This is a genomic window from Pseudomonas sp. ICMP 460, from assembly GCF_002723595.1.
Lineage (GTDB): Bacteria > Pseudomonadota > Gammaproteobacteria > Pseudomonadales > Pseudomonadaceae > Aquipseudomonas > Aquipseudomonas kitaguniensis.
In genome coordinates this window covers 32752-59452 of record NZ_LKBR01000079.1, presented here as the reverse complement: position 1 = coordinate 59452, position 26701 = coordinate 32752, and the positions used below count along the sequence as shown (strand labels likewise).

Sequence of the window (26701 nt, the reverse complement as noted above, 5' to 3'; positions counted from 1 at the left end):
AGGTAGCCAGCCCCCTTCTGCAATTGACCGAGTTGAAACCCCATCCGCTGTGGAAGGGAGCAAGCCCTCTTCTACAATTGACCGGGTTGAACCGCCATCCACTGTGGAAGGGAGCAAGCCCCTTCCTACAAATGACCGAGTTGAACCGCCATCCACTGTGGAAGGGAGCAAGCCCCTTCCTACAAATGACCGAGTTGAACCGCCATCCACTGTGGAAGGGAGCAAGGCCCTCCCTACACTTGACCGAGTTGAACCGCCATCCACTGTGGAAGGGAGCAAGCCCGCTCCTACAATTGATCGAGTTGAACCGCCATCCACTGTGGGAGGTAGCAAGCCCCTTCCTACAATTGACCGGGTTGAACCGCCATCCCCTGTGGCAGGGAGCAAGCGCCCTTCTACAATTGACCTGGTTGGAACCCCATCCACTGTGGGAGGGGGCTTGCTCCCGATGAGGCCATGACCGACAACGCCTTCCCCCAAGCCGAACGCGATGCCGTGTACCGCGCCATCGCCGAACGCCGCGACATGCGCCACTTCATCGGCGGCAGCGTCGCCCCCGAACTGCTCCATCGCTTGCTCCAGGCCGCGCACCAGGCGCCCAGTGTCGGCCTGATGCAGCCCTGGCGGTTCATCCGCATCAGCGACCGCCACCTGCGCGGGCAGATTCAACACCTGGTGGAAGCAGAGCGCATCCGCACCGCCGAAGCACTCGGCGAGCGCTCCGACGCGTTCATGAAACTCAAGGTCGAAGGCATCCACGACTGCGCCGAAGTGCTGGTGGCGGCGCTGATGGATGACCGCGAGCGCCACATCTTTGGCCGTCGCACCTTGCCGGAAATGGACCTGGCGTCACTCTCCTGTGCGATCCAGAACCTGTGGCTGGCGGCGCGTGTTGAAGGCCTCGGGATGGGCTGGGTGTCGCTGTTCGAACCGCAAGCGCTGGCCGACCTGCTGGGCTTGCCGCCCGGCGCAAAACCCCTGGCGGTGTTGTGCTTGGGGCCGGTCGAGGAGTTCTACCCGGCACCGATGTTGCAGCTCGAAGGCTGGACCGAACCGCGGCCTTTGAGTGACATGTTGTATGAGAATGTGTGGGGAGTAAGTCAATGAGTGTGGCCTTGCTGTGTGTGGCTGCCGTGGCGCTGGACGCGCTGCTGGGCGAGCCCAGGCGCTGGCACCCGCTGGTGGCGTTCGGCAATTTCGCCGGGCGCATCGAGCAACGTTTTAATACCGGTGGCCGTGGCTGGCGCAGCCATGGCGTGACCGCGTGGTGTATTGCGGTGGTGCCGCTGACCCTGCTGGCCACCGCGTTGTCGTGGGCGCCGTATATCGGCTGGGTCCTCGAGATTCTGGCGTTGTACCTGGCGCTCGGCATGCGCAGCCTCGGCGAGCATGTGATTCCGGTGGCGCAGGCGCTGCGCAGTGATGACCTGGATGAAGCGCGCAAGCGCGTGAGTTACTTGGTAAGCCGCCAGACCAGCGAGCTGGACAGCACCGAAGTGGCGCGTGCTGCGACGGAATCGGTACTCGAAAACGGCAGCGATGCGGTGTTCGCTGCGTTGTTCTGGTTTGTAGTCGCCGGTGTGCCGGGCGTGGTGCTTTACCGCCTGAGCAACACCCTCGACGCCATGTGGGGCTATCGCAATGAACGCTTTGAGCGCTTCGGCTGGGCGGCGGCAAAGATTGACGATGTACTCAATTATATTCCTGCACGGCTGGTCGCGTTGACCTACGCCGTACTCGGCAAAACCGGCCTGGCGCTTAAATGCTGGCGCACCCAAGGCCCGACATGGGATAGCCCCAACGCCGGACCGGTAATGGCGGCAGGTGCCGGCGCATTGGGCGTCGAGTTGGGTGGCGCGGCGATTTATCACGGTGAACTTCACCAGCGCCCGCCACTTGGCGAAGGCTCGCCGGCAAGTGCGGACTCCATCGACCGCGGCTGGCAACTGGTGCAGCGCGGCGTTTGGTTGTGGCTGCTGATCCTCTGCGCGGGGGCGCAATTTTATGCTTGAACACGGTGGCCGGCTGCGCAAGGCAGTGATGCACTACGGGATTGCCGAGGCTGATTGGCTCGACCTGTCCAGCGGCCTGGCGCCGTGGCCGTGGCCGATCCCCGAGATCCCGTTGCGGGCCTGGGCGCGCTTGCCCGAAACCGATGACGGCCTGGAGCAGGCCGCCAGCGAATATTACGGCGCCGCGCATGTGTTGCCGGTGGCGGGCTCGCAGGCGGCCATCCAGTTGCTGCCGCGCCTGCGCCGCACCGGCAAGGTTGGCGTGCTGTCGCCGTGTTACGCCGAGCACGCCGAAGCGTGGCGCCGCGCCGGCTACGTGGTGCGCGAAGTGCAGGAGCAGGAAGTCGACTATTTTCTCGACGGCCTTGATGTGCTGGTGGTGGTCAACCCGAATAACCCGACCGGCTTGCGCCTGGCCCCGCAACGCCTGCTGGACTGGCATTCACGCTTGGCGCAGCGCGGCGGTTGGCTGGTGGTCGACGAAGCCTTTATGGACATCACCCCGCACCTGAGCCTGGCGGGCCAGGCCCATCAAGTCGGGCTGATTGTGCTGCGCTCGTTCGGCAAATTCTTCGGCCTGGCCGGCGTGCGCCTGGGCTTTGTGCTGGCCGAACGCAAGCTGCTTAAACTGTTGGCCGAACAGCTCGGGCCTTGGGCGGTCAGCGGGCCGACGCGGGTGCTCGGGCAAGTCTGCCTGCGCGACACGGCAGGGCACGCGCGCCAGCGTGATCGTTGTATCGAAGCGGGCCAGCGCTTGTTTGAGCTGCTCGAACGCCACCGCTTTCAACCTCAGGGCGGCTGCGCGTTGTTCCAGTGGTTAATCACGCCGCACGCCGAACGCCTGCACGAATTCATGGCCCAGCGCGGCATCTTGCTGCGCCTGTTTGTGCACGACAGCAGCCTGCGTTTCGGCCTGCCCGACACCGAGGCCGATTGGCGGCGGCTGGACGAGGCGTTGGCTGCCTACAAGGCGGCGGTATGAGTACGTTGATGGTGCAGGGCACCACCTCCGATGCGGGCAAAAGTACGCTGGTGACCGCGCTGTGCCGTTGGCTGGTACGCCAGGGCGTGGCGGTGGCGCCGTTCAAGCCGCAGAACATGGCGCTCAACAGCGCCGTGACCGCCGAAGGCGGCGAGATCGGCCGCGCCCAGGCGGTGCAGGCTCAGGCCGCTAACCTGGCGCCGCACACCGACATGAACCCGGTGCTGCTTAAACCCAACAGCGACACCGGCTCGCAAGTGATCATCCATGGCCGCGCCGTGACCAGCATGAACGCCGTGGCCTATCACGACTACAAAGCCATCGCGATGCAAGCGGTGCTGGCCTCGCACGCGCGCTTGAGCGCTGCCTACCCGGTGGTGATGGTGGAAGGCGCCGGCTCGCCTGCGGAGATCAATCTGCGCGCCAATGACATCGCCAATATGGGCTTCGCCGAGGCCGTGGATTGCCCGGTGCTGCTGATCGCCGACATTAATCGCGGCGGCGTGTTTGCGCATTTGGTTGGCACCCTGGAGTTGCTGTCGCCGACTGAGCAGGCGCGGGTCCAGGGCTTCATCATCAACCGTTTTCGCGGTGACATCGCGCTGCTGCAGCCAGGCCTGGATTGGTTGGAAGCGCGCACCGGCAAGCCGGTGGTGGGCGTATTGCCCTACGTGATGGACCTGCACCTGGAAGCCGAGGACGGCATCGACCGGCGCCAGACCGACAAGGCCGCGCAGGTGCTCAAGGTGGTGGTGCCGGTATTGCCGCGCATCAGCAACCACACCGATTTTGACCCACTGCGGCTGCACCCTCAGGTGGATTTGCAGTTCGTCGGGCCGGGCCAGCCGATTCCGCCGGCTGACCTGATTATTTTGCCCGGCTCAAAAAGTGTGCGCAGTGATTTGGCCTACCTGCGCGCCAATGGTTGGGACACCGCCGTGGCGCGACATCTGCGCTATGGCGGCAAGGTGCTGGGGATTTGCGGCGGCTTACAGATGCTCGGTGAGCAGGTGCATGACCCGCTCGGCCTTGAAGGGCCAGCGGGCTCCAGTAACGGCCTTGGGCTGCTGGCGTTCAGTACCACGCTGGAAGCAGAGAAGCAGTTGCGCAATGTGCGCGGGCGCCTGCTGCTGGAAAACGCCGAGGTGAGTGGCTACGAAATCCACGCCGGTGTGACCACAGGCAGCGCGCTCGCGCAGGCCGCAGTGCTGCTGGATGACGGCCGCAGTGACGGCGCGCAAAGTGCCGACGGGCAGGTTCTCGGGACGTATCTGCATGGCGTGTTCGAGACCCCGGCGGCCTGCAGCGCGTTGTTGCGCTGGGCCGGCTTGCAGGACGTGCAAGAAGTGGATTACCACGCCCTGCGCGAGCGCGACATCGAACGCCTGGCGGACCTGGTGGAAAACCACCTCGACACCGACCTCCTGCGCAAACTCTGCGGGATCTAACAGTGGATACGCACTCCAAATGTGGGAGCGGGCTTGCTCGCGAAAAAACCCCAGGCACCGCAGCCCTTCAGGTTAATCGCGTAATCGTTAACGCCCATCGCGAGCAAGCCCGCTCCCACACTAAACGGCGTCAGCCGAACACAGGTGTCATTGCATGCTTCAGCTGATTTTGGGTGGTGCCCGTTCCGGCAAGAGCCGCCTTGCGGAAAAACTGGCGAGCGACAGCGCCTTGCCGGTCATTTACATCGCCACCAGCCAGCCGCTGGACGGCGAAATGAATCAGCGCGTCGCGCTGCATCGCCAGCGTCGCCCGCAGGCCTGGGGTTTGATCGAAGAGCCCATCGAGCTGGCCCGCGTGCTGCGTGAAAACGCCGCTGCCGATCACTGCCTGCTAGTCGATTGCCTGACCCTGTGGCTGACCAATTTGCTGATGCTCGAAGACCCGGCGCGTCTGGCCTTCGAGCGCGATCAACTGCTGCAAAGCCTGGCGTCGCTGCCGGGTGAAATCATTTTTGTCAGCAACGAGACCGGTTTGGGTGTCGTGCCGCTGGGCGAATTGACTCGCCGCTATGTGGATGAGGCCGGTTGGCTGCATCAAGCTTTGGCCGAGCGTTGTCAGCGTGTTGTCCTGACCGTTGCTGGCCTGCCCCTGACTTTGAAAGGTACTGCGTTATGACTGACACCTGGTGGCTCAACCCGTGCAAGGCGATCGACGCCGCGGCGCACGAACAGGCGCTGGCGCGTCAGCAACAACTGACCAAACCCGCCGGTTCCCTCGGCCAGCTGGAAGCGCTAGCGGTGCAATTGGCCGGTCTGCAAGGCCAGGTCAAACCGTCGGTGGATCAGGTGTGGATCGCGATTTTTGCCGGTGACCATGGCGTGGTTGCGGAGGGTGTGTCGGCATTCCCCCAGGAAGTGACCGGGCAGATGCTGCATAACTTTGTCAGCGGTGGCGCGGCCATCAGCGTGTTGGCGCGGCAGTTGGAGGCGCAACTGGAAGTGGTCGACCTCGGCACGGTCACGCCGTCGCTGAGTCTGCCGGGTGTACGTCACCTGAATATCGGCGCGGGCACGGCCAATTTCGTCAACGGCCCGGCGATGACCGAGGCGCAAGGGCGGCTCGCGTTGCAAGCCGGTCGCGACAGTGTGCAGCGGGCATTGCAAGGTGGCGCTCAACTGTTTATCGGCGGCGAAATGGGCATCGGCAATACCACCGCCGCGAGTGCGTTGGCGTGTGCCCTGTTGGACTGCCAGGTGCGCGACCTGACAGGCCCGGGCACCGGTTTGAATGCTCAGGGTGTCAGCCACAAGGTGGCTGTGATCGAGCGCGCGCTGACCGTGCATGCCGGGCAACGTGGCGACGCGCTGCAGACGCTGTTCAACCTCGGCGGTTTCGAAATCGCGGCGCTGGCCGGTGCGTATCTGGCCTGCGCCCAAGCCGGCGTTGTGGTGCTGGTAGACGGGTTTATCTGCAGTGTCGCCGCACTGTTGGCCACGCGCTTGAACCCTGCGTGCCGTGACTGGCTGGTGTTCGGCCATCGTGGCGCCGAACCAGGCCATCGGCATGTGCTGCAAAGCCTTGACGCGCAACCGTTGCTCGAACTTGGCCTGCGCTTGGGCGAGGGCAGCGGTGCGGCGCTGGCGGTGCCATTGTTGCGGTTGGCGTGTGCCCTGCACGGGCAGATGGCGACCTTTGCCGAAGCGGCTGTGGCAGACCGTCCGGCATGAGCTTGCACCTGGACCTGCTGCGCCATGGCGAAACCGAACTGGGTGGCGGCCTGCGCGGCAGCCTCGACGATGCACTGACCGCCAAGGGTTGGCAGCAAATGCGCGACGCCGTGGTGGCGCAGGCGCCGTGGGACCGAATCGTCAGTTCGCCCTTGCAGCGTTGTGCGCGTTTCGCCGAGGAATTGGGCGCACGGCTGAGCGTGCCGGTGAGCGTCGAAAAAGCCTTGCAGGAACTGCACTTCGGCGCTTGGGAAGGGCAAAGCGCAGCGGCGCTGATGCAAACCGATGCCGAAGGGCTGGGCTTGTTCTGGGCCGATCCCTACAGCTTCACGCCGCCTGAGGGCGAGCCTGTCAGCGACTTTGCCGCGCGGGTTCTGGGCGCTGTCTCACGCTTGCATCAGGCGTATGCCGGCGAGCGTGTGTTGCTGATCAGCCACGGCGGCGTGATGCGCCTGCTGTTGGCGCAAGCGCGCGGCTTGCCTCGCGAGCAACTGCTCAATGTCGAGGTCAGCCATGGGGCGCTGTTCAGCCTGCACGTGGCAGCGGGTGGCGTACTCAAGGAAGGGCGCTGAGCATGCTGCCATTCTGGATTGCCCTGCAATTTCTGAGCAGCTTGCCGATTCGCTTGCCGGGCATGCCGCAGCCGCAGGAACTCGGGCGCTCGCTGTTGTTTTATCCGCTGGTGGGCGTGCTGTTCGGGTTGTTGTTGTGGGGCCTGAATATCGCGCTGATGGGCGCGCCGCTGTTGCTGCACGCCGCGCTGCTGCTGACGGCCTGGGTGCTGCTCAGTGGCGGGCTGCACCTGGACGGCCTGGCGGACAGCGCCGACGCTTGGCTCGGTGGTTTTGGTGATCGCGAGCGCACGCTGAGCATCATGAAAGACCCACGCAGCGGGCCGATTGCCGTGGTCACCCTGGGGTTGGTATTGCTGCTCAAGTTCACCGCGTTGGTGGCGTTGATTGAGCAGCATAACGGCGCCGCGTTAATCCTCGCGCCGCTGATCGGGCGCGCTTCGATGCTCGCGCTGTTTCTGACCACGCGCTACGTGCGTGCAGGAGGATTGGGCCAGGCACTGTCGGATCATTTACCCAGAATCGTCGGCCAACAAGTGCTGATCCTCAGCGGCCTGGCGTGCATCCTGATCGGCGGTTTCAGTGGCGGCATTGCCGTATTGCTCGCTGCAGTGTGTTTTATCGGCCTGCGTCAACTGATGGTCAAGCGGCTGGGCGGCACCACGGGCGACACGGCCGGTGCCTTGCTCGAACTGCTTGAAGTGGCCGTGCTGGTCGGGCTTGCTCTGTAACACTTTCTTGCATTTCAACAACTCCGGGTATATACACGCTCTATGCTTGCCTCCCAATGTTTATGCACCAACCTGCGACGCGCCGCCCGTGGTGTCAGCAGGCACTACGACGGCGCCCTCGACGGCTTCGGAATCAACGTCGCCCAGTATTCCTTGCTGTGTAACTTGCAGCGCCTCGACCAACCGAGTATTTCCAGCCTGGCCGAAGCCATGGGCCTGGATCGCAGCACGTTGGGGCGTAACCTGCGCGTGCTGGAAGGCGAAGGCCTGGTGCAGTTGGTGGAGGGCGATGACCTGCGCAACCGCTTGGTATTGTTGACCGAAGCAGGCGAAGAACGGCTTGCCGCCGCCTTGCCGGCGTGGGAAGCGGCGCAGCAGAAATTGATTGATCAGTTAGGCGCCGAGAAGCGCCTGACCCTGTTGGCCTTGCTCGACGAACTCGCCTGAACGCGGGGTTTGTTCGACTACAAGCGGGTATATACCCGCGAACGGAGAATAAGAATGACCTCGATGTGGCGCACCAGCGGCTGGGTTCTTGTGGGGAGTGCGCTGATCCTGGCGTTGTCGTTGGGCGTGCGCCATGGCTTCGGCCTGTTCCTGGCGCCGATGAGCGGCGAATTCGGCTGGGGGCGTGAGACGTTTGCCTTCGCTATTGCCCTGCAGAACTTGATATGGGGCTTGGCACAGCCGTTTACCGGAGCCTTGGCCGACCGGTTCGGCGCCACCAAGGCGGTGTTTGTCGGCGGTGTGTTGTACGCCGTAGGCCTGGTGCTGATGGGCATGTCCGATTCGGCGTGGTCATTGTCGTTAAGCGCGGGGTTGTTGATTGGCATTGGCCTGTCCGGCACGTCGTTCTCGGTGATTCTGGGCGTGGTCGGCCGCGCCGTGGCGCCGGAAAAGCGCAGCATGGCGATGGGCATCGCCAGCGCCGCCGGGTCGTTCGGCCAGTTCGCCATGGTGCCGGGCACATTGGGCCTGATCGGCTGGCTGGGCTGGTCCGCCGCGTTGCTCGCGTTGGGCTTGATGGTGGCGTTGATCTTGCCGCTGGTGGCGATGCTCAAGGACAAACCGCTGCCGGTGATGGTCGGTCAGCAAACATTGCGCGAAGCGTTAAAGGAGGCCTGCAGCCATTCCGGGTTCTGGCTGCTGGCCTTCGGCTTTTTCGTCTGCGGTTTCCAGGTGGTGTTTATCGGCGTGCACTTGCCGGCGTATCTGGTCGACCAGCATTTGCCGGCAACCGTGGGCACTACGGTGCTCGCCCTGATCGGCCTGTTTAACGTGTTTGGCACCTACACCGCCGGTTGGCTGGGTGGGCGCATGTCCAAACCGCGCCTGCTGACCGCTTTGTATTTATTGCGTGCCGTGGTGATCGGCCTGTTTCTGTGGGCGCCGGTGACCGAAATCAGCGCCTACCTGTTCGGCATGGCCATGGGCTTCTTGTGGTTGTCCACCGTGCCGCTGACCAATGGCACCGTGGCCACCTTGTTTGGCGTGCGAAACCTCTCGATGCTCGGTGGGATTGTGTTCCTGTTCCACCAGCTCGGCTCCTTCCTCGGCGGCTGGTTGGGCGGGGTGGTTTATGATCGAACCGGCAACTACGATTTGATTTGGCAGGTGGCGATTCTCTTGAGCCTGCTTGCAGCGGCGCTCAACTGGCCGGTGCGCGAGCGGCCGGTGGCGCGCCTGGCGCAAATGGAGGCGGCATGAATGTAACGTTAAGAGCGCTGGCTATCATTGCTTCGCTGGTTTTATTGTTGCTGGCCTGGTGGGGCTGGCAGCGAGGTGGCCTGGCGTTGATGCAACTGGGTATGTCGATCTGTTAAGTTCTTTGTCTGAACTGACTCAAGGACTTTCAACATGCTGATGCGCTGGCTCGCTGTACCCGTCCTGATGGCTGTTGGCAGTGTGGCCATGGCCGCCGACTGCCCGCCGTTGCTGGAAGGCCAATTGCCCAAACTGCGGGCCAAGGAATCCATCGATCTGTGCCAGCGTTTTGCCGGTAAACCGCTGGTGATCGTCAATACCGCCAGCTTCTGTGGGTTCGCGCCGCAGTTCAAAGGCCTTGAAAGTTTGTATCAGCGCTACAAGGGCCAAGGGCTCGAAGTGATTGGCGTGCCGTCGGATGACTTCAAGCAGGAAGCCAAGACCGGTGAAGAGACTGCCAAGGTTTGCTACGTCAACTACGGCGTGACCTTCACCATGACCGAGCCGCAAAAGGTCAAAGGGCCGGATGCCGTGCATTTGTTCAAGGTACTGGCGCAGCAGACCGAGGCGCCGAAGTGGAATTTCTACAAGTACGTAGTCGACCGCCAAGGCAAGGTGATTGCCAATTTTTCCAGCCTGACCAAGCCGGACAGCCCGGATTTGATCGAGGCGGTAGAACAGGCGCTGGCGTCGAAGCCCTGATCAACGCCAATTAAAAAGCCCCGCCTCCTTTGCAGGAGAGCGGGGCTTTTTTTACGCCTTGAATCAGAACTTGTACGTCACACCCAGGCCGAAGCCGTTGGCGCTGTTTTCATACTTGGCGTTGTAGGACTGACCCAGTGCGTTGGCGCGGGCCACCTTGACCGGCTCTTCCTTGAGGTAGGAATAAGCCACATCGACGGTCATGTTCGGCATGACGTCGTAGCCCAGGCCGAGACTGAAGATGGTGCGGTCACCGGTAGGGATGCGCGGCGAGCGGTCAGTGTTGTTGGTCGGCGACTGGTCGAAGGTCAGGCCGGTACGCAGCACCACTTGCTTGGTGACGCGGTACGACGTGCCCAGCGCGTAAGCCCAGGTGTCGTGCCAGTTCTGGTCTTCTTTGATGCTGCCGACAATTTGCGGCGCCAAAACACCGCTACCGGCTGCGGCCGATACACCTTCGTTGTTGACGGTGATGTCTTTCAGGCGGCTCCAGCGCGTCCAGGTCGCACCGGCGTAAAGCTTCCAGGCGTCGCTCAGGTCTTGAGTCACCGACAGGTCCCAGGACTCAGGCGTGTCGATTTTCAAGGAGGCGTCATAGCGACCATTGTTCAGCAGCGTCGCAGGAACGTTGGTTCCCTTGGTCACTTCGGTGTGGCCTTCAAGCTTGTACTTCACCTTGGAGTGGTAGGTCAGGCCCACGCGGGTGGTGTCAGTGGCTTGAACCAGCAGGCCGGCGTTGAAGCCGACGGCGGTGTCATCACCCTTGATCTTGATGTTGTTGGAGCCTGTGCCGGCGACTGGCAGGTTGATATCAGACTCAAGCGTACCGGCGATGCGGTTGATGGTCGGACCAAAACCCACGGAAACGCGGTCGTTGAACGCGTAGCTGACGGTTGGCTGGAAAGTGATCACTGTCACTTCGCTCTTGCTGCCAAAGGCTTTGCCCTGGAAGCCACTTTCGTAGTCAGTCACCAGGCCGAACGGCGCATAGACGCCGAAACCGACAGCCCATTGATCGTTGAGTTTATTGGTGTAAAAACCGAAAGGGACGGCAGTGAAAGGCACCATATCGCCTTTGTTCGTACCGCTGGAGCGGCCGCTGACATCCTTGATGTTGGTCGAGGCATCAATGGCTGCGACACCACCTGTCACTTGCTGGCCTTCGAGGCGAGCCATACCGGCAGGGTTACCGTAGACAGTGCTGGCGTTTTCGGCAGAAGAGGAGCGGCCTGCGAAACCCGTACCCATGCCGGCGACGTCTTGTTCGTTAAGGGCAAAGCCGCTTGCGAACAGTTGGGAGGATGCCATGGTTACGGCGAGGCTAAGTGTGGTCTTGAGCATTACTTTTTTCATTATTAGAACTCCGTGGTGATCACCGCTGCGGAAAGTATCAACAAATTTAAGTTAGCGCTATAGGCTGTAATGCAGGAGATAGAGCGGTTTTGTAGGACAATCCGACCAAAATCGCCGTTATTCGCGGTATTTTGTAAGGTGAATGATCAGCACGTGACCGGATTCATGGGCAAAACACAGGTTTGCCGGGCGCGGGTGAAATCCCCCGGCCGGTCTTCGGGACGAAATATTTCTTTGCAGATACGTGCCACGGGCAAGGTATTGCCAGGCAGCGGGAGCGCGGTACTGAGCTACGGTTGGCGGCAATGCTCATACTGGCCTCATCCTTGAAAGTGGGCGACGATGCCTGAGAGTAGGGCTTGGCAGCGGTGAATCGGACTCAGGCTCGTCGCAAGCGGGTCAAGCCGCTTGAGTTGAAGTGTAGTGTCATATTCGTGATGTAAAGGGCTGTTTTTAAAACATCTTATTCATTTAGTTATAGTGTTTATATCTATTTGAACTTAGCCGCTGAATCGCCATCCGCACATTTCAGGCAATAAAAAACCCTGTGTTTTAAACAGGGTTTTTTGTGTTTCAGCGACTCGGGTCGATCAGGCAACCAGTGCCTGACGGGTACGCTCGATCACGGCCTGCAGCGGCTCTGCGCTGGAGTATTGATCGGGGTACAGGCGTTCGCTGTGACGAGCGATGCCGTGTTCGTTGACCAGGGTGAAGCTGAAGCAGCCTTTGCGAGCGGCCATGATCAGGCAGTTCATTGGAGCAAAAGCGTTGGTGAGGGTGCGAATGGCATCCTGAGTGTGGATAGTCGACATAGTCTGGGTGTTCCTACAAATGACACGGTTAAGAACCGTGCAACGTTAAAACGTTCCAGTGACGTTGATCACTATTGATCAAACGAAGAACCCGACTGGAACAAAGCAGCCAGTTGAAGCGCTAATAAGTTAGGCGCGCTTGGGCTGGCAGGTAGGTACTTAGGAGGGCAGGCAACACAACAAGGGCAAAGGTTCTGGGCCCGGGGTGAAGATCCTGATCAATTTGCAGGCTGGTTCTTTCAGAGTATTGAAACTTCGCGACACCCTTTGCGTGATCAAAGGCAGTGTCGTCGCAAGAAATACCTGGAAACCATCGAGGTGGTCGATCCCGCGTTGTTCAGGGGATTTGTTCGACCAGAATTGACTTTCAGCTTGGTACTAACGCCGCGGATAGTAACGGATTGAAACAGGGAAGGGAAGTGCGTTATTCAAAAAACTTCGATTAGCCGCCCAGCAGTCCGCGATAGACCAAAACGGTGGCGGCGGCAGCCAGCGAACAGCCCAGCCCGTAGGCGGCAAGGGTGAGGCGCACGGAGCGGCCGGTCTCGATCACTTTCATCACGTCGCGCATGTCATTGATCCTGCCCTCACTCAATTCAATGCACAGGCTCACGGCCGTGAACGTTGCCGACAGCAGGATGGCGATGGCAAACAGCGCGCCGTCCGGGGAAGGCAGGGCCGCACTGATGCCGAGTGAAGTTGCGCAAATGGCCAGCAGCAACGCGGCGAACAACAGAATTCCTTTCATCGGTCCTACACAGCGATCAGTTTTTTGATGCGGCAGTGTGGCGAGCCGTGGCAGATTTGAAAAGTCCCTTGATCGGGCACCCCGGTAACATTTTTTTAACGTATTGATGCAAAAAATGCTGGCGATATAACCGGTGGGTGGGTGCTTGTGCACATTAATTGCGACGTAGTTAACCATTCGGTCAAGCGGCATCTAGCGCCGCCATTTGCCTGTAATGGAAATTTAAGTCAATGAAAAATATCGCTTTTTTTTATTGGTGAAAAAATCGTCAGTTTGACTGTGGCCCCCATTCCATGGGCCTTTGCGCGAATTAAAGCAGGGTTGTCCACTGAGTTATCCACAGCTTCTGTGGATTGTCCCAAGCGCTTGCTCTAGCTCGGGCGTGCAGGTTTTTTTTCAGCTTTACCTATACGAAAAAAAGAGTAGAGTGGCGCGCCTCCCGTTTTGCCCAACAGTGTTTTATGAAGTTTCGCTCAGTACCACCTTCTGTTACCGACGCCCCTCAGACTGTTACCGCACCCAAGCGTTTCTCCCTGAAAGTTGCCTTGTGGCTGCTCGACAGCCCGCGCCTGGGGCACAACACCAACGTCAAGCACTTCGCCGGGCGCTTGCTCAAGCAGCCGGCCCGTGAAGGTGTGGTTGCCGCTCAAAGCCGCTTGGGCCAACTGATGTGCCGCGAGTGCGGCAATGCTCGCGACCGCCGCATCGGCCACGACCTGTTGCGCTTGGCTGCGCGTGCCGGCGACCGGCGTGCCCAGCGCGAACTCGGCCAGGTCGAAGACTGAGCTGTCCTCAGGCGCCGTGCTTGGTTAACCTTGCTGTTTTTCGGTGATGGCAGACATGGCTATGGTTTTTGACTGGACCAGCATTGCCTTGGGGCTGGCGGCGGCTGCAGTGCCTTTATTGGCGGTGTGCTGGCAGCTTCAACGGCGGCTGACGGCGCGCACGACCGGTTGGGAACTGCTTGAAGAGCGCTTGGCCACAGCCCAATTGGCTCAGGAAGGGCTTGCCGCGCAACTGGACGCCAGTCGCGACGAAATCAGTGACCTGAGCCACGCCAACGCCGCCAAACAAGCTGACTTGGCGGCCGTGCGGCGTGAGGTCGAACTGCTGCAGATCGACCGCGATAACGCCCGCGACGCCGCCCACGCCTGGAACCTCGACCGCAGCGCCAAGGAAACCGAGCTGCGCCGCCTTGACGCGTTGTCGGCGGCGTTGCGTGCCGAGCTGCGCGAGCAACAGGACAGCCATCAACAACGCCTCGCTGACCTGCAAGGCTCGCGGGACGAACTGCGTGCGCAGTTCGCCGAGCTGGCCGGGAAGATCTTCGATGAGCGTGAGCAGCGCTTTGCCGAAACCAGCCAGGAACGCCTCGGCCAGTTGCTCGACCCGCTCAAGGAGCGCATCCAGTCGTTTGAAAAGCGCGTCGAAGAAAGCTATCAGAACGAAGCACGCGAACGCTTTTCGCTGGCCAAAGAGCTTGAGCGCCTGCAGCAATTGAACCTGCGCCTTTCAGACGAAGCCACCAACCTTACGCGTGCCCTCAAGGGCCAGAAAACCCAGGGCAACTGGGGGGAGCTGATCCTTGAGCGGGTGCTTGAACATGCCGGGCTGGAGAAGGGCCGCGAATACCAAACCCAGGTCAGCCTAAAAGGCCCGGACGGCGAGCGCTTCCAGCCCGACGTACTGATCATGTTGCCGGGCGACAAACAGGTGGTGGTCGACTCCAAGGTCAGCCTCACGGCTTACCAGCAATACGTGTCGGCGGATGACGAGGTGATCGGCCAGGCGGCGCTGAAGCAGCATGTGCTGTCTTTGCGCAATCACGTCAAGGGCTTGGCCGGCAAGGATTACAAGCGGCTGGAAGGCCTGCACAGTTTGGATTTCGTTCTATTGTTTGTGCCGATCGAGGCGGCGTTCTCTGCCGCGTTGCAGGCCGAGCCGAACCTGTTTCAGGAAGCGTTCGACCGCCATATCGTCATCGTCAGCCCCACCACGTTGCTGGCCACGTTGCGGGTTATCGACAGCCTGTGGAAGCAGGAGCGTCAGAGCCAGAACGCGCGCGAAATCGCCGAGCGCGCCGGTTGGCTGTACGACAAGTTTGTGCTGTTTATCCAGGACTTGGATGAAGTGGGTAACCGGCTGCAACAGTTGGACAAGGCTTACAGCGCGGCGCGCAATAAGCTGACGGACGGACGCGGGAATCTGGTCAGCCGTACCGAGCAATTAAGGTTGCTGGGTGCGCGTGCGAGTAAAAGCCTGCCAGCGGATTTGCTTGAGCGGGCGATGACCGATGCTGATGGCGTGGCGCACGTGCCTGAGTAGGCGCGATGCAGGCGCCTGGGTACATCAGGTACACCGAGTTGAGGCCATCGCGAGCAAGCCCGCTCCCACACAAGCCCACTCCCACATAAGTTCGGTGCCCACAGTGAACTGCGCAGGTCATTGATCCGCGCGCTGAACAGTCGGCCTGATTCTGCAGGCGAACTCGGCCAACTGTGGGAGCGGGCTTGCTCGCGATGCAGGCGCCTCGGACCATCAGGTACACCGGGTTGAGGCCATCGCGAGCAAGCCCGGCTCCCACACAAGCCCACTCCCACACAAGCCCGGTGCCACAGTGAACTGCGCAGGTCACTGATCCGCGCGCTGGACAGTCGGCCTGATCCTGCAGGCGAACTCGGCCAACTGTGGGAGCCGGCTTGCTCGCGATGCAGGCGCCTCGGACCATCAGTTACACCGGGTTGAGGCCATCGCGAGCAAGCCCGCTCCCACACAAGCCTGGCTCCCACACAAGCGCGGTGCCCACAGTGAACTGCGCAGGTCATTGATCCGCGCGCTGGACAGTCGGCCTGATCCTGCAGGCGAACTCGGCCAACTGTGGGAGCGGGCTTGCTCGCGATGCAGGCGCCTCGGACCATCAGGTACACCGGGTTGAGGCCATCGCGAGCAAGCCCGGCTCCCACATAAGCCCACTCCCACATAAGTTCGGTGCCCACAGTGAACTGCGCAGGTCATTGATCCGCGGGCTGGACAGTCGGCCTGGTCCTGCAGGCGAACTCTGCCAACTGTGGGAGCGGGCTTGCTCGCGATGCAGGCGCCTCGGACCATCAGGTACACCGGGTTGAGGCCATCGCGAGCAAGCCCGCTCCCACACAAGCCCGGCTCCCACACAAGCTCGGTGACCACCTTAGCCGGGTTTTCACATAAGCTTTCTAGAGCGGTAGATGCCGGCTCAATAGCGCGCGCAATGCGGCGGGCTTTACCGGTTTGGCCAAATAATCCAAGCCTGCCGCGTGCACCTCAGCGACCATTTCCGGGCGCCCGTCGGCGCTGATCACTACGCCGGGAATCGGCTCGGCCAATTGCGCCCGTAGCCAGCCCATCAGCTCAGTGCCGGTTTCGCCATGGTCCAAATGGTAATCCACCAGTGCCAGTTGCGGGCGTACGCCATCGGCCAGCAACGCGGCGCATTGCGCCTGGTCGGTGGCCGTCCACACCTCGCAACCCCAGCGCGTCAGCAGGCTGCGCATGCCGATCAGGATGCTTTCTTCGTTATCCACGCACAGCACCTGTGCGCCGCTCAGCGGTTGGCCGGTGTCTTGCGGCGTTTTCAGCGTGAGGCTGGCCTGGTTGCGCGCGAGCGGCACGCGCACGCTGAACACGCTGCCTTTGCCCGGCCACGAGCGCACGCTCAGGCGGTGGTCCAGCACTCGGCACAGGCCATCGGCGATCGCCAAACCCAGGCCCAAACCTTTTTCGGCGCGGGTCTGGTGGCTGTCGAGGCGCTTGAACTCTTCGAAGATCACTTGCTGTTTATCCTGCGGAATACCCGGGCCGCGGTCCCACACCTCCAGGCACAGCTCGCCCTTGCGCCTGCGTACGCCCAGTAGCACCGGGCCGTCGGCATAGCGGAATGCGTTGGTCAGAAAATTCTGCAGAATACGTCGCAGCAATTTGATATCGCTGTTCACCCGCAGGCGACTGCCACGCAAGCGAAAGCGCAGGCCTTGTTCGCGGGCCAGCGCCTTGAATTCGGCGCCAAGGGTGTCGAACAGCTCGTTGAGCACAAACGGCTGGCGCTGTGGGTTGATCTTGCCGTTTTCCAGGCGCGAAATATCCAGCAAGTCGCTGATCAGGTCTTCGGCTGAGCGCAGCGAGCTGTCCAAGTGCTGCACCAACTGTCGGGCCTCGGCAGATAAACCATCGTTCTGGTGGGAGAGGGCGGCGGAGAACAGCCGCGCGGCGTTCAACGGTTGCATCAGGTCATGGCTGACGGCGGCAAGAAAACGCGTCTTCGACTGGCTGGCGGTTTCGGCCACGCCTTTGGCGTCGGTGAGCGCCACATTCAGTTGCGACAGTTCATGCGTGCGCGCGGTGACGCGTTGTTCCAAGCCTTCATTGGCTTCGGTGAGCGCTTGCTCGGCTTCGCGGAACGCAGTGATGTCGGTGAAGCTCATGACAAACCCGCCGCCGGGCATCGGGTTGCCGATCAGCTCGATCACGCGCCCATTCGGGAACAAACGCTCAGAGGTGTGCGCGCGGCCCTGGCGCATCCAGTGCAGGCGCCGCGCCACGTGCACTTCGGCTTCGCCCGGCCCGCACAGGCCGCGCTCGGCGTTGTAGCGAATGATGTCGGCAATTGGCCGGCCCACGCTGATCAGGCCTTCGGGGTAATTGAACAGCTCCAGGTAGCGCCGGTTCCAGGCCACCAGCTTGAGTGACTGGTCGACCACGCTGATGCCCTGGGTGATGTTTTCGATGGCGCCTTGCAGCAGCGCGCGGTTGAACTGCAGCACTTCGGAGGCTTCATCGGCGATGCGGACTACGTCCTCCAGTTGCATTTCGCGGCCTTCAATCGCCGCTTTGACCACTGCGCGCGTCGACGAGGCGCCCAGTACACCGGCCAATAGGCGTTCGGTGTGAGCGATCCAATCGTTATCGGCATTTTGGTTGGGATTGAAGCCTTTGCCTTGGCGATAGGCGAAGCGGATAAAACTCTGCTGAGCACGTTCATCACCCACAAAGCGCGCCGCCAGGCTGAGCAAGTCGCTGATCTGCACCGACAACATCGAGCGAGCACTGGCGCGTTGGCTGATCTCCTGGCCGATAAAGCGTCCTGCCTGCCAATGCTCGGAAACGCGTGTGCGCGAGAGTAACGAAACCCACACGAACAGCGTGAAGTTACCCGCCAGCGACAACACCGTGCCAAGCGTCAGTGAGGTGACGGACGCGCCAAACGGGTGCGAATGCAGCCACGTCAGGCCGGGGAAAAGACTGAGCGACCAGCCCAGACTTTTCGCCGTAACCGGTAGTACCAAGGTGTAAAACCAGAGGAATGTGCCCGCCGCCAAACCGGCAAACACGCCGCGCCGGTTGGCCTGCTTCCAGTACAGCGCGCCAAGCATCGCCGGCGCGAGTTGAGTGACCGCGGCGAAGGCGATCTGGCCGATAGTCGCAAGGCTGGCGCTCGAACCGAGCAGCCGATAAATCACGTAAGCGAGCAGCAGGATGATCACAATGCTCACGCGGCGGACCGACAGCATCCAGTGGCGGAACACTTCGAACGGCCGCTCGGCACTGGAACGGCGCAGCAGCCACGGCAGCAACATGTCGTTGGACACCATGGTCGACAACGCAATGCTGGCGACGATGACCATGCCGGTGGCCGCCGATGCACCGCCGATAAACGCCAGCACGGCGAGGGCCGGGTGCGCTTCGGCCATCGGCAGGCTGATCACGTAGGAGTCCGGCAATACCGAGCCGGGCAAGAGCATCTTGCCGCCGAGGGCGATGGGCACCACAAACAGCGCGGCGAGGATCAAATAAGCCGGGAATACCCACTTGGCCAGGCGCAAATCCTGCGGGTCGATGTTTTCGACCACCGTGACATGAAACTGCCGGGGCAGGCAGATGATTGCCATCATCGCCACACCGGTTTGCACCACCATTGATGGCCAGTTGATCGTCTCTTTCCAGTATTCCTCCAGGCGCGGCGCGAGCATCGCCTGGCTGAACAAGTCGCCGAAGCCGTCATACAAGCCATACGTCACAAACGCGCCGACGGCCAGGAAGGCGAACAGCTTAACCAGCGATTCAAACGCAATCGCCAGCACCATGCCACGGTGGTGTTCCGTGGCGTCGAGGTTGCGCGTACCAAACACAATCGTGAACAGCGCAAGCACCAGCGACACGATCAACGCGGTGTCCTGGGCGCGGGTGCCAGTGGTGTCGGGGCCGGAGCCGATCAGCAAGTTCACGCCCAGCACGATGCCTTTGAGCTGCAGGGCGATATAGGGCAGCACGCCGACCAGGCAGATCAGCGCCACCACTACCGCCAGTGATTGCGATTTGCCGTAGCGCGCGGCGATAAAGTCGGCAATCGAGGTGATGTTTTCCTGCTTGCTGATCAGGATCATCTTTTGCAGCACCCACGGCGCCAGCACCAGCAGCAGTACCGGCCCGAGGTAAATCGGTAAAAATGCCCACAGTTGCTCGGCGGCCTGGCCTACCGCGCCGAAGAAGGTCCAACTGGTGCAGTAGACGGCCAGCGACAGGCTATACACCCAGGCACGCACCCTCGGTGGCAACGGCGCATGGCGACGGTCACCGTAAAAGGCGATGGCGAACATAATGGCCATATAGGCCAGGGCAACGGCGGCGATCAGCCCGCTGGACAGCGTCATGGTAACTCCGAGCATAAGAACACCCGGGCGCTGCAGGCCCGGTTGCACAGTCTCGCATGATGCCTGGGGTTAGTCAGTGTCGACCAAGGTCGCGTGGCTGGCCGTTGTTTGGGTAACGGCTGAAATGTGTGGGAGCGGGCTTGCCCGCGATGCAGGCGCCTCGGACCATCAGGCATACCGAGTTGATGCCATCGCGAGCAATCCCGCGCCCACAGTCGGTCCCATTCGGCTTGGGCGATTGGGGCGCCTGTTTTTGATTTTGATCTTAGACGCGCGGCGCCAAGGTTTTCTGCCGCAGGATATACACCGTCACCAGCACTGCGCTGGTCAGCATAAACCCGCGCGCCCACGGCAACGGCACCAGATAGCAGGAAAAACCAATGCTCAGCCACATCAAGCCAATCGCATACACCTTGCCCTTGAGCGGAATGCCATTGCCCTCCAGATAGTCGCGTATCCACGGCCCCAGCCGCGGGTGCTGCACCAGCCAGTGGTAAAAACGCGGTGAGCTTCGAGCGAAGCAGGCGGCAGCGAGCAATAGAAAGGGCGTGGTTGGCAGTACCGGCAGGAAAATACCGATCACCCCCAGCGCGACGCTCAGCCAGCCGATGGCCAGCAGCGCGTAACGCAGGAGCGGCGAGCGATTGCCCATGGGGTGCACGGGCAAATGACTCAGTGGTGACGAGGCTTGAGGATCGCCGGTTTTTCGTCAGGCGCGTTGCACAACAGGTACAGCGCCGTCAGGGCTTCCGGGATCTGTACGATCATGTCGTCCATCAGGTTGGCGTCGGCGGCGATGTCGGAGAATTCCGGCTGGTCATCAAACAGGCCCGAACCTACCATGATCGGCAAGAGCATTTCGCTGACTTCTTCTTCGGCGGTTTCGAACCATGCCGCTTCGCGCAGGAACACACCTTCCATGAACCCGATGCACCAGCCGCGCAGGTCGGAGTCATCCGGCTCTTCGCCGAGGTCGAGGTCGCACGGCAGCTCAAATTCTTCATCGGCGGCCAGTTGGCGACCGATATGCGCCTTGAGGGCCAGCAGGGTGGATTCGATTTCTTCGCGCTGGGCGTCGTCGGCGTAATGCGGTTCTTCAGCGAACAGCGCGTCGATCCACTCACGGTCCGGCACGCTGTCGGAAGAGATTGAAAGGGCGGTCAGGTAGCCGTGGGCGGCCACGTAGTCCAGCGCCTCGTCATGCAGCTCATCGGCGTCGAGGAAGGCTTGCAGGCGGGTTAGTTGCTCAGCGAAGGACATTGAAGGGCTACCTTGGGAATAAACGATGCTGAATTCTAGGCTTTCTTGCGCGCGCAGGCCAGTCTGCGAGCGGCTTGGCTCGCGATGAGGGTGATTTAGTGCGGCTCACCGAACCGATTTCGCAGCATTTGGGGGCGATTACGCATTTGCGGCTATTCGCAAGCGGAGCCCTTTGCCGGGTAACGCTCGGGTATACTGCCGCGTTTTGTGATGCCCTTGCAGGCTGGGCACCCACCCTGGAAAACTTCGCTTACGGATTATTTACCGTGAGCGCGGGTTTTTTCGGCCAGCCTGGATAGAAGGTTTCGGCACTTTTTTGGAGTTTTACATGCTCGAGCAGGCTCAACGCGTCCTCAAGGACATCTTCGGCTACGACAGTTTTCGTGGCCGCCAGGGTGCGATCATTGAGCGCGTGGCCAATGGCGGTGACGCCCTGGTATTGATGCCTACCGGTGGCGGCAAGTCGTTGTGCTTCCAGGTGCCGGCGCTGTTGCGTAACGGGTTGGCCGTGGTGGTGTCGCCGCTGATCGCGTTGATGGACGACCAGGTGGCCACCCTTGAAGAGCTCGGTGTGGCGGCAGCGGCCTTGAACTCTACCCTCAGCGCCGAACAGCAGCGCGACCTCGCCGCGCGGATCAAGCGCGGTGAGGTGAAAATGCTCTACCTGGCCCCCGAGCGCCTGGTGCAGCCGCGTATGCTGGCTTTTTTGCAGAGCCTGGAAATCGCCCTGTTCGCCATCGACGAAGCCCACTGCGTGTCGCAATGGGGCCACGATTTTCGTCGCGAATATTTGCAGTTGGGCCAATTGGCGGAGTTGTTTCCCGACGTCCCGCGCATCGCGCTGACCGCCACTGCCGACAAACGCACCCGCGAAGAAATCGTCGATCGCCTGCATTTGCAGAACGCCGAGCGCTTCCTCTCAAGCTTTGACCGGCCGAATATTTTCTACCGCATCGTGCCCAAGGAACAACCGCGTAAACAGCTGCTGGCGTTCCTTTCCGAGCGGCGCAGCGATGCAGGCATTGTCTATTGCCTGTCGCGCAAGAAGGTCGATGAAGTGGCCGCGTTCCTTTGTGAGCAAGGCTACCCGGCGCTGCCGTACCACGCAGGTTTGCCTAATGAAACGCGTGCGCACCACCAAAAGCGCTTCCTTAATGAGGAAGGCCTGATCATGGTGGCGACCATTGCGTTCGGCATGGGCATCGATAAATCCAACGTGCGTTTCGTGGCCCACATGGATTTGCCCAAATCCCTTGAGGCCTACTACCAGGAAACCGGGCGTGCCGGTCGTGATGGCCTGCCCGCAGATGCCTGGATGGTCTACGGCCTGCAAGACGTGGTGATGCTCAAGCAGATGCTGCAGAACTCCGAAGGCGACGAGCGCCACAAACGCCTGGAGCAACACAAGCTCGACGCGATGCTGTCGCTGTGTGAAGAGACCCGCTGCCGCCGTCAAACGCTGCTGGCGTACTTTGATGAAGACATGCCCAACCCGTGCGGCCACTGCGATAACTGCGTCGACGGCGTGCAGACCTGGGACGCCACCGAGCCGGCGCGCCAGGCGCTGTCGGCGATTTATCGCACGGGCCAGCGTTATGGCGTGGGCCATCTGGTTGATGTGTTGCTGGGCAAGGACAACGAAAAAGTACGCAGCTTCGGCCACGAAAAGCTCTCGGTCTACGGCGTCGGTAAAGCCCGCGCTGAGGGTGAGTGGCGTTCGTTGTTTCGGCAGATGGTCGCGCGCGGCCTGGTCGATATCGACCTCGAAGGTTACGGCGGCCTGCGCCTGAACGACAGTTGCCGGCCATTGCTCAAGGGCGAAGTGAGTTTGGAGCTGCGTCGCGATCTCAAGCCGCAGACCACTGCCAAGAGCAGCACCAGCCAGGCCAGTCAGTTGGTGCGTGGCGAAGAACGCGAGCAGTGGGAAGCCTTGCGCACCCTGCGGCGCAAACTTGCGCAGGAGCACAGTGTGCCGCCTTACGTTATTTTCCCCGACTCGACCTTGCTCGAAATGCTGCGCGAGCAGCCGACCAGCATGGCCGAAATGGGCAGGGTCAGCGGTGTCGGTGCGCGCAAGCTCGAACGTTACGGTCAGGCCTTCCTCGAAGTGCTTGGTGGCCAGGTTGAAGCGCCGAAGGAAGTCGCCGATATTCGCCATGAACTGATCAGCCTGGCGCGCGCAGGCATGACCCCGATCCAGATCGCCAGCCAGCTGCAATGCTCGGAAAAAAACGTCTACACCTTGTTGGCTGAATCCATTGGCAAGCAGCAGTTGTCGTTGGAGCAGGCGCTCGATTTACCCGAAGATTTGCTCGGTGAAATCCAGGATGCGTTCCTCGACGGAGAAGGCGAATTGCCACCTGTTACGGAGATTGCGCCGTTGTTTACCGGGCGTGTTCCCGAGGGCGTTTTGTACTGTGTGCGGGCTGCGCTGCAGTCAGAGTTCGAAATTTAGGTTGTCAGTCACCACATTGTGACGAAGCACTTCCTGGCAACGCTTGCCTACTGGCATGACTCGTGCTTTGCTGGTCAATAATTAGCCATACCTTATTTTTCAGACTAAACAACGAGTTTTTTATGCCGTTAACCGATCAACACCGTTTTGGCATGCAGTTAGCGCATATGTCCCGAGGTTGGCGCGCCGAGCTTGACCGCCGTTTGGCAGGGTTGGGTTTGTCCCAGGCGCGATGGTTGGTGCTGTTGCACTTGGCCCGTTTTGAGGAGGCGCCTACGCAGCGTGAGTTGGCGCAGAGTGTTGGGGTAGAAGGGCCGACGTTGGCGCGTTTGCTTGACAGCCTTGAGGGCCAAGGGCTGGTGCAGCGGCAAGCGGTGTTGGAAGACCGCCGCGCCAAGCGTATTTTGCTTTGCGATACTGCCAAGCCTTTGATCGAGCAGATTGAAACGATTGCCACGGCGTTGCGCCACGAGCTGTTTGTGGGGGTGGATGAGGAGGACCTGAGTGTGTGCATGCGTGTGCATGGGCGTATTTTGGGGAATCTGGAAAAGTCCTGATTTCGCGGTTGGGTCAAGGGCGCTTTTTGTGGGGGGTCGCAGTGCAGCTTTGATGTGGCGCTGTCGCGCAGCGAGCGGGCTTGGGGTGTTGATAAGGTTGGGTATATATCCGGTATTTTGGTTATGGCTTGTATCGGTTTCGCTCTTACAGCGAGTCACTTTTGAACAGCGCAAAAGTAACCAAAACGCTCTTGCCCCACCACTCGGTGCCTCGCTTAGGCTCGGCATGCCCGCACACAGGCTTGAATCCGTGGGCCGCCGCGATGGGCCATCCTTGGCCCAGCGCGGCTAACCCGGCGTCCTGCCGGGTTACCCACGGATTCAAGCCTGCGTGCGGCCATCGTGGTTTAACGGGGCGCTTCTCAGATCAAAAGCAGATCAAGAGCAAGAGCACGGCGGCCTGAAAGCCGACCTGAGTGGTTGAAGCAGATCAGAAGCAGATCAAAGGCGGGTCTTGTAGATCAAGAGCAAGAGCACGGCGGCCTGAAAGCCGACCTGAGTGGTTGAAGCAGATCAGAAGCAGATCAAAGGCGGGTCTTGAGTACACAGCAGATCTGCTTTTTTTGCTTTTTTTGCTTTTTGTGGGAGGGGGCTTGCTCCCGATTGCATCAACTCGGTGTACCTGATGCACCAAGGTGCCTGCATCGCGAGCAAGCCCGCTCCCACATTAGTTGTGTGTCCGCCTTTTAGAACGTTTGCCCCAGGTTCAAATACACCGCCTGCTGGTTGTCATCATTAAAGCCATAGCTGAAATTCAGTGGCCCCAGCGGCGTATCAAACCCCAGGAAAACACTCGCGGCGTTGATGTAGCCACTGTCGAACTGATTGTCGTTGTTCCAGGCCCGGCCACGTTCCAGCGATGCCCCGAGGTACAGCGGGAAATCCAGCGGCAGGTACGAGCGCGGCGTCAGGCGGCGGTAGTACACCGCGCGCATCAGGGCGATGTTCTGCCCGGAAATCGCGTCTTGGCGAAAGCCCGACAATTGCCGCGCACCGCCGAGCAGGAAGCTGGATACCACCACGTCGGATTTATCCAGGGTACGCCCGTAGCGACCGCCCAGTATCAGCGTGTCCGGGCCGTGGCTCATGGCCTTGTCCAGCTTGAACTCCCACTGCCGGTAGCGTTGGTCCGAGCCCAAGCCTGGCTCAAACTCGCGGTAGGCCAGGCCGATGTCTTCGCCGGTATGCGGGAAGTACACGTTATCCAGCGAGTCGAACGAGTATTTCAGTTCATAGAAGCCTTCGTTGAAGCTCACGCTCGGCAGGTCGCGGTCGCCGATGCGCACGTCTGCCTTGCCCCAGGCTTCGCCGACGCCGAAGCGAATCTCGCCGCTGTTGCCGATCTGCCGGCCCACATTCAAGCCAAAACCGTAGCGTTCCAGGCGGTATTCAGAGATGGGGTCGTTGTCCAGAATCAGTTCAACGTTCTGCGCCTGGGCACTGATATAGGGCGCGACGAAGTAGCGTGAGCCGGTGTCCATCGGTTGGTAGAACTCGCTGTACAGCTCTTGGCGATCACCGATCTGCACCCGCGTCAGCCACTCGGCGCCGAGGCGGTTGATGCCGTTCATGCGGTAACTGGCGCCGATGTTGAAGGCGCTGTCGCCGCGCATGTCATCCGACAGGCTCAGGCCCAGGCGCAGGTAATCGGTGCCGCTGCGTTTGCCGCGCGCGCTGATCACCAAGGTGTTGTCCTGGCCTTTTTTCACCACGCTGTATTGCACCTGTTCGAAGTAGTCCAGGCCGTACAGCGTGCCCATGTCGGTTTGCAGGCGGCCCAGGTTCAGGGGCTCACCGAGGGGCTGGCGGATGTAGTAGCGGATCACGTCGTCGCTGACTTTCGAGTCGTTTTCTACGGTAATCGCCGTGATCGTCGGGGTACGTTCACTGGGTGCGCGTGCGGCCACCAACTGCGGGTCGACCGGTTCGGCGGGGCGCAAGTGCGCCAGGCGTAGGTCAAGTGCACGGGTGGCGCGGTAGCCCGCGTCGATCATGTCTTTGGCGCGGCCGAAGTCCGTCACGCCGAAGGCCGCCAGGGGTGGCTGAATCAACACGTCTTTGGGGTGCAAGGCCTTGAGTTGTTCTTCGGAATTGCGCCGGGTCATCAGGGTGATGGACTGGTTCAGCACGTCGACCACGGTGGCCAGTTGTTTGCGCGAACGCAGCGGGGTGCCGATGTCGACCACGATGGCGATGTCGACGCCCATCTCGCGCGCCACATCCAGCGGGATGTTGTCGGTCATGCCACCGTCCACCAGCAGCCGGCCGTCTATCTCCACCGGTGCAAACACGGCAGGGATCGACATGCTGGCGCGGATCACTTGCGGCAGGTGGCCTTTGCTGAACACCACTTTTTCACCGCTGGTGATGTCGGTGGCCACGGCGCGGAAGGGGATTGGCAGCTTGTCGAAGTTACGCGTGTTGCTGCTGTGGGCGAACATGCTTTCGAGGAGCAACGCCAGGTTCTGGCCCTGGATAACCCCGAGTGGCAAACCGAGGCTGCCGTCATCGCGGAAACTGAGCTTCTGCTTGACCAGGAAATCCCGGTCATCCTGTTTGCGTCGAAACGGTACATCTTCACGCGGTGGTGCGTCGGACAACGCCCGTTGCCAATCAATACTCAGCGCGAGCTTTTCCAGCTCATCGATCTTGTAGCCCGAGGCATACAGCCCGCCAATCACCGCGCCCATGCTGGTGCCGGCAATCGCATCGATTTGAATGCCTTGTTCTTCCAGGGCCTTGAGCACACCAATGTGCGCCAGGCCACGGGCGGCGCCGCCCGACAGCACCAGGCCGATTTTGGGGCGTGGGTTTTCGAGCGCAGTGGCGAGGTGGGGGAGCAGGCACAGAAACAGGCAGGACAGCAGGCGGCGCATCATGAATCTCGAGGCTGGGCGATAAAGGTCGCTATTATAGCCGCTCGATCCACCTAGCCCGTTACGCCAGGAACCTCT

General features: G+C 61.1%; 22 protein-coding genes. 15 read left to right on the top strand and 7 right to left on the bottom strand.

Going from position 1 to position 26701, the window contains the following annotated elements; translation table 11 throughout:
* The first annotated feature begins 456 nt into the window (after positions 1–456).
* The 11 genes from bluB to AO240_RS26255 all read left to right on the top strand — a co-directional run bounded on the left by bluB (position 457) and on the right by AO240_RS26255 (position 9879).
* Entirely contained in the window at positions 457–1107 is a 651-nt protein-coding gene (gene bluB / locus AO240_RS26305) for a 5,6-dimethylbenzimidazole synthase (RefSeq protein WP_099240480.1), read from the top strand.
* Positions 1104–2012 (top strand): adenosylcobinamide-phosphate synthase CbiB, encoded by a 909-nt coding sequence (cbiB, locus tag AO240_RS26300; protein ID WP_099240477.1) that lies wholly within the window; start codon positions 1104–1106, stop codon positions 2010–2012. Before bluB ends, cbiB begins: the two co-directional genes overlap by 4 nt.
* Entirely contained in the window at positions 2005–2994 is a 990-nt protein-coding gene (gene cobD, locus AO240_RS26295; RefSeq protein WP_099240475.1) for a threonine-phosphate decarboxylase CobD, read from the top strand. The genes cbiB and cobD overlap by 8 nt, the downstream gene beginning before the upstream one ends.
* On the top strand, positions 2991–4442 hold the full coding sequence (locus AO240_RS26290) for a cobyric acid synthase (RefSeq protein WP_099240472.1): 1452 nt from the start codon (positions 2991–2993) through the stop codon (positions 4440–4442). The genes cobD and AO240_RS26290 overlap by 4 nt, the downstream gene beginning before the upstream one ends.
* 154 nt (positions 4443–4596) lie before the next feature.
* Positions 4597–5118, top strand: coding sequence for a bifunctional adenosylcobinamide kinase/adenosylcobinamide-phosphate guanylyltransferase (gene cobU / locus AO240_RS26285; protein ID WP_099240469.1), 522 nt, complete (start codon positions 4597–4599; stop codon positions 5116–5118).
* Positions 5115–6170 (top strand): nicotinate-nucleotide--dimethylbenzimidazole phosphoribosyltransferase, encoded by a 1056-nt coding sequence (cobT, locus tag AO240_RS26280; RefSeq protein ID WP_099240467.1) that lies wholly within the window; start codon positions 5115–5117, stop codon positions 6168–6170. Before cobU ends, cobT begins: the two co-directional genes overlap by 4 nt.
* Positions 6167–6742, top strand: a complete 576-nt coding sequence (cobC, locus tag AO240_RS26275) for an alpha-ribazole phosphatase family protein (RefSeq protein ID WP_099240464.1) — start codon at positions 6167–6169, stop codon at positions 6740–6742. The genes cobT and cobC overlap by 4 nt, the downstream gene beginning before the upstream one ends.
* Positions 6743–6744: 2 nt before the next feature.
* Entirely contained in the window at positions 6745–7473 is a 729-nt protein-coding gene (locus AO240_RS26270) for an adenosylcobinamide-GDP ribazoletransferase (protein WP_099240461.1), read from the top strand.
* A 42-nt stretch (positions 7474–7515) separates the two neighbouring features.
* Complete coding sequence (locus tag AO240_RS26265; protein ID WP_058415077.1) at positions 7516–7920, top strand: MarR family winged helix-turn-helix transcriptional regulator; 405 nt, start codon at positions 7516–7518, stop codon at positions 7918–7920.
* A gap of 54 nt (positions 7921–7974) precedes the next feature.
* The gene (locus AO240_RS26260; protein WP_099240458.1) at positions 7975–9180 is read left to right on the top strand and encodes an MFS transporter; all 1206 of its coding nucleotides are present in this window, start codon (positions 7975–7977) and stop codon (positions 9178–9180) included.
* A 150-nt stretch (positions 9181–9330) separates the two neighbouring features.
* Positions 9331–9879 carry a glutathione peroxidase gene (locus tag AO240_RS26255; RefSeq protein ID WP_099240456.1) on the top strand — a complete coding sequence of 183 codons (549 nt, stop codon included), beginning with the start codon at positions 9331–9333 and terminating at the stop codon, positions 9877–9879.
* Between the two features lie 63 nt (positions 9880–9942).
* Here AO240_RS26255 and AO240_RS26250 read toward each other — a convergent pair whose 3' ends face one another.
* The 3 genes from AO240_RS26250 to AO240_RS26235 form a co-directional block, all read right to left on the bottom strand.
* Positions 9943–11232: an OmpP1/FadL family transporter gene (locus AO240_RS26250; protein WP_099240453.1), complete on the bottom strand. Its 1290-nt coding sequence runs from the start codon at positions 11230–11232 to the stop codon at positions 9943–9945.
* Positions 11233–11822: 590 nt separating this feature from the next.
* Positions 11823–12044, bottom strand: a complete 222-nt coding sequence (locus AO240_RS26245) for a hypothetical protein (protein ID WP_024076751.1) — start codon at positions 12042–12044, stop codon at positions 11823–11825.
* 442 nt (positions 12045–12486) lie between these two features.
* The gene (locus AO240_RS26235; RefSeq protein ID WP_099240450.1) at positions 12487–12792 is read right to left on the bottom strand and encodes a hypothetical protein; all 306 of its coding nucleotides are present in this window, start codon (positions 12790–12792) and stop codon (positions 12487–12489) included.
* A gap of 461 nt (positions 12793–13253) precedes the next feature.
* Here AO240_RS26235 and AO240_RS26230 point away from each other — a divergent pair, with 461 nt between their 5' ends.
* A complete protein-coding gene (locus tag AO240_RS26230) occupies positions 13254–13577 on the top strand; it encodes a hypothetical protein (protein WP_058415072.1) in 324 nt (107 codons plus the stop codon).
* A gap of 175 nt (positions 13578–13752) precedes the next feature.
* Positions 13753–15117, top strand: coding sequence for a DNA recombination protein RmuC (rmuC, locus tag AO240_RS26225; RefSeq protein ID WP_177445875.1), 1365 nt, complete (start codon positions 13753–13755; stop codon positions 15115–15117).
* A gap of 887 nt (positions 15118–16004) precedes the next feature.
* Here rmuC and AO240_RS26220 read toward each other — a convergent pair.
* The 3 genes from AO240_RS26220 to AO240_RS26210 all read right to left on the bottom strand — a co-directional run bounded on the left by AO240_RS26220 (position 16005) and on the right by AO240_RS26210 (position 20735).
* Positions 16005–19475 carry a PAS domain-containing hybrid sensor histidine kinase/response regulator gene (locus tag AO240_RS26220; RefSeq protein ID WP_099240446.1) on the bottom strand — a complete coding sequence of 1157 codons (3471 nt, stop codon included), beginning with the start codon at positions 19473–19475 and terminating at the stop codon, positions 16005–16007.
* 265 nt (positions 19476–19740) lie between these two features.
* A complete protein-coding gene (locus AO240_RS26215; RefSeq protein ID WP_099240444.1) occupies positions 19741–20127 on the bottom strand; it encodes a YbaN family protein in 387 nt (128 codons plus the stop codon).
* Between the two features lie 20 nt (positions 20128–20147).
* Positions 20148–20735: a YecA family protein gene (locus AO240_RS26210; protein ID WP_058415068.1), complete on the bottom strand. Its 588-nt coding sequence runs from the start codon at positions 20733–20735 to the stop codon at positions 20148–20150.
* 328 nt (positions 20736–21063) lie between these two features.
* Here AO240_RS26210 and recQ point away from each other — a divergent pair, with 328 nt between their 5' ends.
* Together recQ and AO240_RS26200 are read left to right on the top strand one after the other, a co-directional pair.
* Positions 21064–23190, top strand: coding sequence for a DNA helicase RecQ (gene recQ / locus AO240_RS26205; protein ID WP_099240441.1), 2127 nt, complete (start codon positions 21064–21066; stop codon positions 23188–23190).
* Between the two features lie 122 nt (positions 23191–23312).
* The gene (locus tag AO240_RS26200; RefSeq protein WP_099240438.1) at positions 23313–23747 is read left to right on the top strand and encodes a MarR family transcriptional regulator; all 435 of its coding nucleotides are present in this window, start codon (positions 23313–23315) and stop codon (positions 23745–23747) included.
* 686 nt (positions 23748–24433) lie between these two features.
* Here AO240_RS26200 and AO240_RS26190 read toward each other — a convergent pair.
* Positions 24434–26623: a patatin-like phospholipase family protein gene (locus tag AO240_RS26190; protein ID WP_099240436.1), complete on the bottom strand. Its 2190-nt coding sequence runs from the start codon at positions 26621–26623 to the stop codon at positions 24434–24436.
* Positions 26624–26701 lie beyond the last annotated feature (78 nt).

What these genes read in the sequence shown, in the direction of transcription:
- recQ (WP_099240441.1), top strand. Translation starts at nt 21,064, where the DNA reads ATGCTCGAGCAGGCTCAACGCGTCCTCAAGGACATCTTCGGCTACGAC.
- AO240_RS26230 (WP_058415072.1), top strand. Translation starts at nt 13,254, where the DNA reads ATGAAGTTTCGCTCAGTACCACCTTCTGTTACCGACGCCCCTCAGACT.
- cbiB (WP_099240477.1), top strand. Translation starts at nt 1,104, where the DNA reads ATGAGTGTGGCCTTGCTGTGTGTGGCTGCCGTGGCGCTGGACGCGCTG.
- cobT (WP_099240467.1), top strand. Translation starts at nt 5,115, where the DNA reads ATGACTGACACCTGGTGGCTCAACCCGTGCAAGGCGATCGACGCCGCG.
- cobC (WP_099240464.1), top strand. Translation starts at nt 6,167, where the DNA reads ATGAGCTTGCACCTGGACCTGCTGCGCCATGGCGAAACCGAACTGGGT.
- AO240_RS26260 (WP_099240458.1), top strand. Translation starts at nt 7,975, where the DNA reads ATGACCTCGATGTGGCGCACCAGCGGCTGGGTTCTTGTGGGGAGTGCG.
- AO240_RS26235 (WP_099240450.1), bottom strand. Translation starts at nt 12,792, where the DNA reads ATGAAAGGAATTCTGTTGTTCGCCGCGTTGCTGCTGGCCATTTGCGCA.
- AO240_RS26290 (WP_099240472.1), top strand. Translation starts at nt 2,991, where the DNA reads ATGAGTACGTTGATGGTGCAGGGCACCACCTCCGATGCGGGCAAAAGT.
- cobD (WP_099240475.1), top strand. Translation starts at nt 2,005, where the DNA reads ATGCTTGAACACGGTGGCCGGCTGCGCAAGGCAGTGATGCACTACGGG.
- AO240_RS26270 (WP_099240461.1), top strand. Translation starts at nt 6,745, where the DNA reads ATGCTGCCATTCTGGATTGCCCTGCAATTTCTGAGCAGCTTGCCGATT.
- cobU (WP_099240469.1), top strand. Translation starts at nt 4,597, where the DNA reads ATGCTTCAGCTGATTTTGGGTGGTGCCCGTTCCGGCAAGAGCCGCCTT.
- AO240_RS26245 (WP_024076751.1), bottom strand. Translation starts at nt 12,044, where the DNA reads ATGTCGACTATCCACACTCAGGATGCCATTCGCACCCTCACCAACGCT.
- bluB (WP_099240480.1), top strand. Translation starts at nt 457, where the DNA reads ATGACCGACAACGCCTTCCCCCAAGCCGAACGCGATGCCGTGTACCGC.
- AO240_RS26265 (WP_058415077.1), top strand. Translation starts at nt 7,516, where the DNA reads ATGCTTGCCTCCCAATGTTTATGCACCAACCTGCGACGCGCCGCCCGT.
- AO240_RS26250 (WP_099240453.1), bottom strand. Translation starts at nt 11,232, where the DNA reads ATGAAAAAAGTAATGCTCAAGACCACACTTAGCCTCGCCGTAACCATG.
- AO240_RS26200 (WP_099240438.1), top strand. Translation starts at nt 23,313, where the DNA reads ATGCCGTTAACCGATCAACACCGTTTTGGCATGCAGTTAGCGCATATG.
- AO240_RS26210 (WP_058415068.1), bottom strand. Translation starts at nt 20,735, where the DNA reads ATGTCCTTCGCTGAGCAACTAACCCGCCTGCAAGCCTTCCTCGACGCC.
- AO240_RS26255 (WP_099240456.1), top strand. Translation starts at nt 9,331, where the DNA reads ATGCTGATGCGCTGGCTCGCTGTACCCGTCCTGATGGCTGTTGGCAGT.
- AO240_RS26215 (WP_099240444.1), bottom strand. Translation starts at nt 20,127, where the DNA reads ATGGGCAATCGCTCGCCGCTCCTGCGTTACGCGCTGCTGGCCATCGGC.
- AO240_RS26220 (WP_099240446.1), bottom strand. Translation starts at nt 19,475, where the DNA reads ATGACGCTGTCCAGCGGGCTGATCGCCGCCGTTGCCCTGGCCTATATG.
- AO240_RS26190 (WP_099240436.1), bottom strand. Translation starts at nt 26,623, where the DNA reads ATGCGCCGCCTGCTGTCCTGCCTGTTTCTGTGCCTGCTCCCCCACCTC.